This window comes from Veillonella sp. KGMB01456 (genome assembly GCF_023051165.1).
In the GTDB taxonomy this organism is placed as follows: Bacteria; Bacillota; Negativicutes; order Veillonellales; family Veillonellaceae; genus Veillonella_A.
This window is the reverse complement of the sequence record NZ_JALKIG010000071.1, coordinates 1-5,195: the sequence shown is the minus strand read 5'-3', so window position 1 is coordinate 5,195 and position 5,195 is coordinate 1. Positions and strand designations below refer to the sequence as shown.

General features: G+C 40.7%; 2 protein-coding genes. Both read left to right on the top strand.

Annotated elements, in window-relative coordinates; all coding sequences use genetic code 11:
* Window positions 1-1,191 precede the first annotated feature (1,191 nt).
* Window positions 1,192-2,145, top strand: coding sequence for an ESPR domain-containing protein (locus MXE28_RS11195; protein ID WP_156705523.1), 954 nt, complete (start codon window positions 1,192-1,194; stop codon window positions 2,143-2,145).
* Between the two features lie 9 nt (window positions 2,146-2,154).
* A complete protein-coding gene (locus MXE28_RS11190; protein WP_319016765.1) occupies window positions 2,155-5,109 on the top strand; it encodes a YadA-like family protein in 2,955 nt (984 codons plus the stop codon).
* Window positions 5,110-5,195 lie beyond the last annotated feature (86 nt).

Genomic DNA, 5,195 nt, shown 5'->3' with positions numbered 1-5,195 from the left:
TTGAAGGAGCAAAGCGACGCACAAATCGTATTGCATCACTTTCTTTCGAGCCGAGCGAAGCGATGGCGAGAATGATAGTGTAGTCGCAAATGATAACGGACTCTGAGAGATTCCAGCCAACATTGTAGAGGTGTGCAGGCAGTAAAAGGTACAATAGCGGCGTGGGATACGCAGGGCTCATGTTTTAAAGGAGCGTAGCGACGCATAAAACATAGAGCATCGCGTAGTTCGGGGCGTTAAGTAGTGAGCCCTATTTGAAGGAGCGAAGCGACGCACAAATAGGTGCGAATCTCTTAGTTCAGACCGTAAGATTCTTCGAAGAAAAATCCACAGGCCCGAACACATAGGTAGTCGCTGATTGAGCCGGTACGTACACTGCGTTACTAGCTTCCTCTACCGCAGCGAGCGCAGCAATGCGGTATGCCACTAAATCAATAGAGCATTAAGCCACTAGCCCCCTAGCATCAAATGATAGTATTCCTACTACCGCAGCGAGCTAAGCAATGCGGTCACGCCCTAAATCAATAGCGCTTTTTCCCTCTAGCCCTCTTGGTCACTAATTAAGACCACCAAGCGAAGCAATGCTGTATGCCTCTAAGTCAGTATTACTATTAATAGTCACTATACTCTGCACTATAAATAGAATAATATTTCCTACACACCTTCTCCGGTGTGTTTTTTATTAACCATTGCTATTTTATACACTATTAATCAACAAATAGAACGCTAAACTTTACCAATGTACAATACGAAAGAAGGATAATGAGCTAACAATGAAGAATAATATAAATTGTGAGTTAATACATTATCCGATTTTTTAATAATATGGAGATTTATTTGATAAATGTATCACTATTGCATCACATCGTATAAAATAAATAAAACTGTATAAATCAAGACTATTCCTACTTAATTGATTTTATAATAAGTTGAATATTATAATTTTTGACATTAAAATTTCACAAACTGAATAGTATCGTTGAATCACTTAAATTTTGATGCTATTATAAAGTTAAGATGAAATATAATAGAATTCAAATTAATATGGAGAATATGGTATTTAGTTGTTTTATGGTATTAAGCATTAATAATTAATGCCGGATATAGTTTTAACAAAATAATAGGAGGATGATATAGCAGTACAGTAAGATTACTTATTTATTTCGTTGTGAGGGATAAAGGGGAACGATTATGAATAGGATTTACAAGGTTATATGGAGTAAAGTAAGCAATCAGTATGTTGTAGTATCTGAATTGGCACGCAAATGTACAAAGAATTCCAGTAGTTCTGTAGGGGCAGTTCGTAAGGTTGGAGTGTTGCTAGCCACTTTGGCACTAACTGCTGGTATAAGTGGAATGAGTGTAGATGCAGCTACTAACGGAGCATGGACGACAGCTACTGATGGCAAAGGGAATTTTACGGCCCATATTGATACTGCAAACACAATGGGGCAGTATGCTGAAAATAATAAAGTACTCGGTGATGAAAATACGGTAAATACTAGAAATAATAAGGTTACCGGTGATACGAATACATTGGGATCTTCAAGTGGCTATGATTATGTTATCGGGGATGGTAATGCCATTTCTGTAACAAAGTACTCATGGATTATTGGCAATAATAATCAAATATATACAAAACCTAATGGCTTTTATAGAGAATATAAAGATACACTTATTTTTGGAAATAATAATACTTCTACGGAGCACATTGGCAGATCTATTTTTATTGGGAGTAACAATAACGTAACCCAAGGAATTAATGATTCTATTGCTATCGGTAATGGTATGAAATTCGGGAGAAATACAGATGGGTCTGTAATTATAGGCCATGAAATTAAGAATGGTGCACTCCCTCGAGATGGAGAAACAATCGCAAGAGGCCCTGGAAGTAATAATTCGGTTGTTATCGGTTCTAAAAATACGAATGAATCACCGGGAAGTATTATTCTTGGGTACAATTCAAAAATAGGGAATGATGTCTACTCTGCTGGAGTTGATATTGTAATAGGTAATCAAGTTTCTATAGGTGATAATGCAGATCACTCGATTGCTATAGGTTCAGATGGCACTAGAGTTGATGACGAAACTGACTGGACTACTATTATGGGCCATAAGGTGACGATTGGTATTCAATCTGACTAATCTCTTGCAATTGGAGGCACCGGTACTAGTATTGGGTCTGATGCTCCTCACAGTACTGCGGTAGGTTCTATTGCAAAAGTTATTGATGGCACTTGGTATGGTACTGCAGTAGGATATGAATCATCTGTATCGGGACGCTCTAGTATTGCTCTCGGTAATGAGGCAACAATTGGTATCGATAAAGAAAATTTTAGTCGCTATGCAGTTGCTCTTGGCTTTCAATCTAAGGTCGGCGGAAGTGCTGAAAATGGTATAGCAATTGGTAATGGCGCAAATGTTAAAGATGGTGCACAAAGTGGTCTTGCTGTTGGTGTTGGTGCTAAAGCCAATTCTACAAGCTCAATCGCAATTGGATCTGGGGCTAATGCTACCGGGTCAGATAACTTTGCTTTTGGTACCGGGGCGGCAGTAACTACAAAACCTGGTAATATTAGCTGGTCAGTTGCAATGGGTTATCATACTAAAGTTAACACCGGATATAGTGTGGCAATCGGTAGCCAAGCCGAAATTGCCGAACGCTCTGATCGTTCATCATTAGTTGGTTATAAAACGAAGAGCAGTAGTTATTATGGTACCTTAATAGGGGCGGAATCAACCATTGGTACTAGCGCAGATTACTCCTTTATCGGTGGGTATAAATCAGTTGTTCCGGACAATGTAAAATGGGCTACCATTGTTGGCTCTGAATCTAAGGTTAGTAGCTCCGGTGGCACGGCAATTGGCAGAAGTTCAGCTGTTGAAGCTGATACAAAATACAGTACGGCTTTAGGTTACAGCAGCAAAGTAAAAACAACTGATATCTTTACGTCGGCAAATTTAAAAACTTTTCAAACTGATTTAGGTGATTTCTACAATAAAAAATGGAATATCTCCGATCAGGACGGTTCTTATGGTATTCTCTCTGTTGGTGACTCTTCTAATAAACGCCGTATCATCAACGTAGCCAAAGGTCGTATTTCTGCTACTTCCTACGACGCCATCAACGGTCAACAAATCTATCACTTAACCAATGATTTAACCGATCAAATTGCGGCCGCCGGTGGTAGTGTGCTAGCAGGGACAAATATTGCTTCAGTAGAGCCCGGTACTGATGCTGACGGTAAAAAACAATATACCGTTAATGCTAAAGGTGCCAGTGTAAGTGTGGATGATAACTTCGTTTTAACACCGACAGAAGATGCTACAACAAATGTAACGGACTATAACATTAAGTTGAACGATGTCGTTACTATCGGTGCCGGCAACCCTATTAAAATCGACGGCACTAAAGGTTATATTACGGGCTTAACAAATAAAACACTTGAAGTAGAAGATTTTGCCAAAGTAGGCCGTGCCGCAACGGAAGAACAATTAAGTGCCGCTATGTCTGATATAGACCAAAAATCCTATAAAGGTTGGACTGTATCTGCTAACGGTGCGGATGGTGTTGCCGTAGCCAGCAAAGGTAAAGTAGACTTCTCCGGTGTTAAAGACACTACCGGTCATCAGAATATCGTCGTAGCTCAGAAAGATACTAATTTAACTTTTGACCTTAATACTTCAATTAATGTTGGTACCGGTGACAATAAGGTAACTATCGATGGAGATAATGCTTCAGTACAAGTAGGCACCGGAGACAACAAAGTAGCAATTGATGGCACAAGTGCTATTGTAAATGTAGGTAAAAATGTATCAATCGATGGCCAAGCAGGCAAAGCCGATATAGGCCGTGTAAATGTCGATGGTTCTACCGGCGAAGTTAAGGGTTTAACCAATGTAAAACTTGATGGTAAAGACTTTGCAACCGTAGGTCGTGCTGCTACGGAAGAACAATTAAATGCAGCCATTACAGATATTAAAAACAGTGCCTATACGGGCTGGAACATAACCGCCAATGAAGAAAACAAAACAACAGTAGGTAAAGATACTACCATAGACTTTGGCGGCTACATAAATGCGGAAGGCAACCAGAACGTATTTGTACGTAAAGACAATGCAAAATTAAAATTCGGTCTTAACAATAAGATTACTATCGGCGAAGGTAATACAAAAGCCGTCATTAACGGTGAAGCCGGTACATTCAACTTAGGCACTGAAGAAGGTAAAGCCGTATCCCTTAACGGCACTACCGGTATGGGTGAAGTCGGGGTTATTGCTTTAAACGGTGCTGACGGTGAAGTAACAGGCTTAACGAATACTACCTTAACGGCCGAAGATTTTGCAACCGTAGGTCGTGCCGCTACTGAAGAACAACTTCAAGGCGTGAATGAACAAGTTATCAATAACAGCAACGCTATCGTTAACCTCGGCGGCAAAGTAAACGAATTAGACAACCGTATCGACAAAGTAGGTGCCGGTGCCGCCGCTTTGGCAGCGTTACACCCATTAGACTTCGATCCGGATGATAAATGGGACGTTACTGCCGGTTACGGTCACTATCGTGGTGAAAACTCCGTAGCCTTAGGTGCTTTCTATCGTCCTAACGAAGACACTATGTTCAGCGTAGGCGGTACGATAGGTAACGGTAACAGCATGGTAAATGCGGGGATTTCCCTTAAAGTCGGTCAAGGCAACAATGTGTCTACCTCCAAGGTAGCCATGGCCAAAGAAATTAAAGACTTACGCCGAGAATTGGAAGCTCTGAAATCAGCGATGCTCGACTCCAATGCAGGTCGTAAGATTGATACATCCAAACTGCAACTCTTCCCAGATGTACCGCAGAATCATTGGGCCTATGAATACGTTGCCGTACTCGCCGGTAACGGCATGATTAAGGGCAATGCGGATGGCAACTTTGCCGGCGATCGTCCGTTGACCCGTTATGAATTTGCTCAAATGCTATACGATGCCATGCTCAACGGTGCTACTTTGTCGGATAAGATTCTTACCGAATTTGCCCCTGAATTGGAACGCTTCACAGTAGATGCCGTTCATACGGACAAAGATGGTAATCCGACGGTAGAACGTGTTCGTGTAAAAAAATAATCAAATCGTGAAAAAATTTAGGCTTATAGGCCAAAAAGTGTGTGTGGCTTTTTTAAATTAATCCCAATAAATTGGAAATTCCGTGG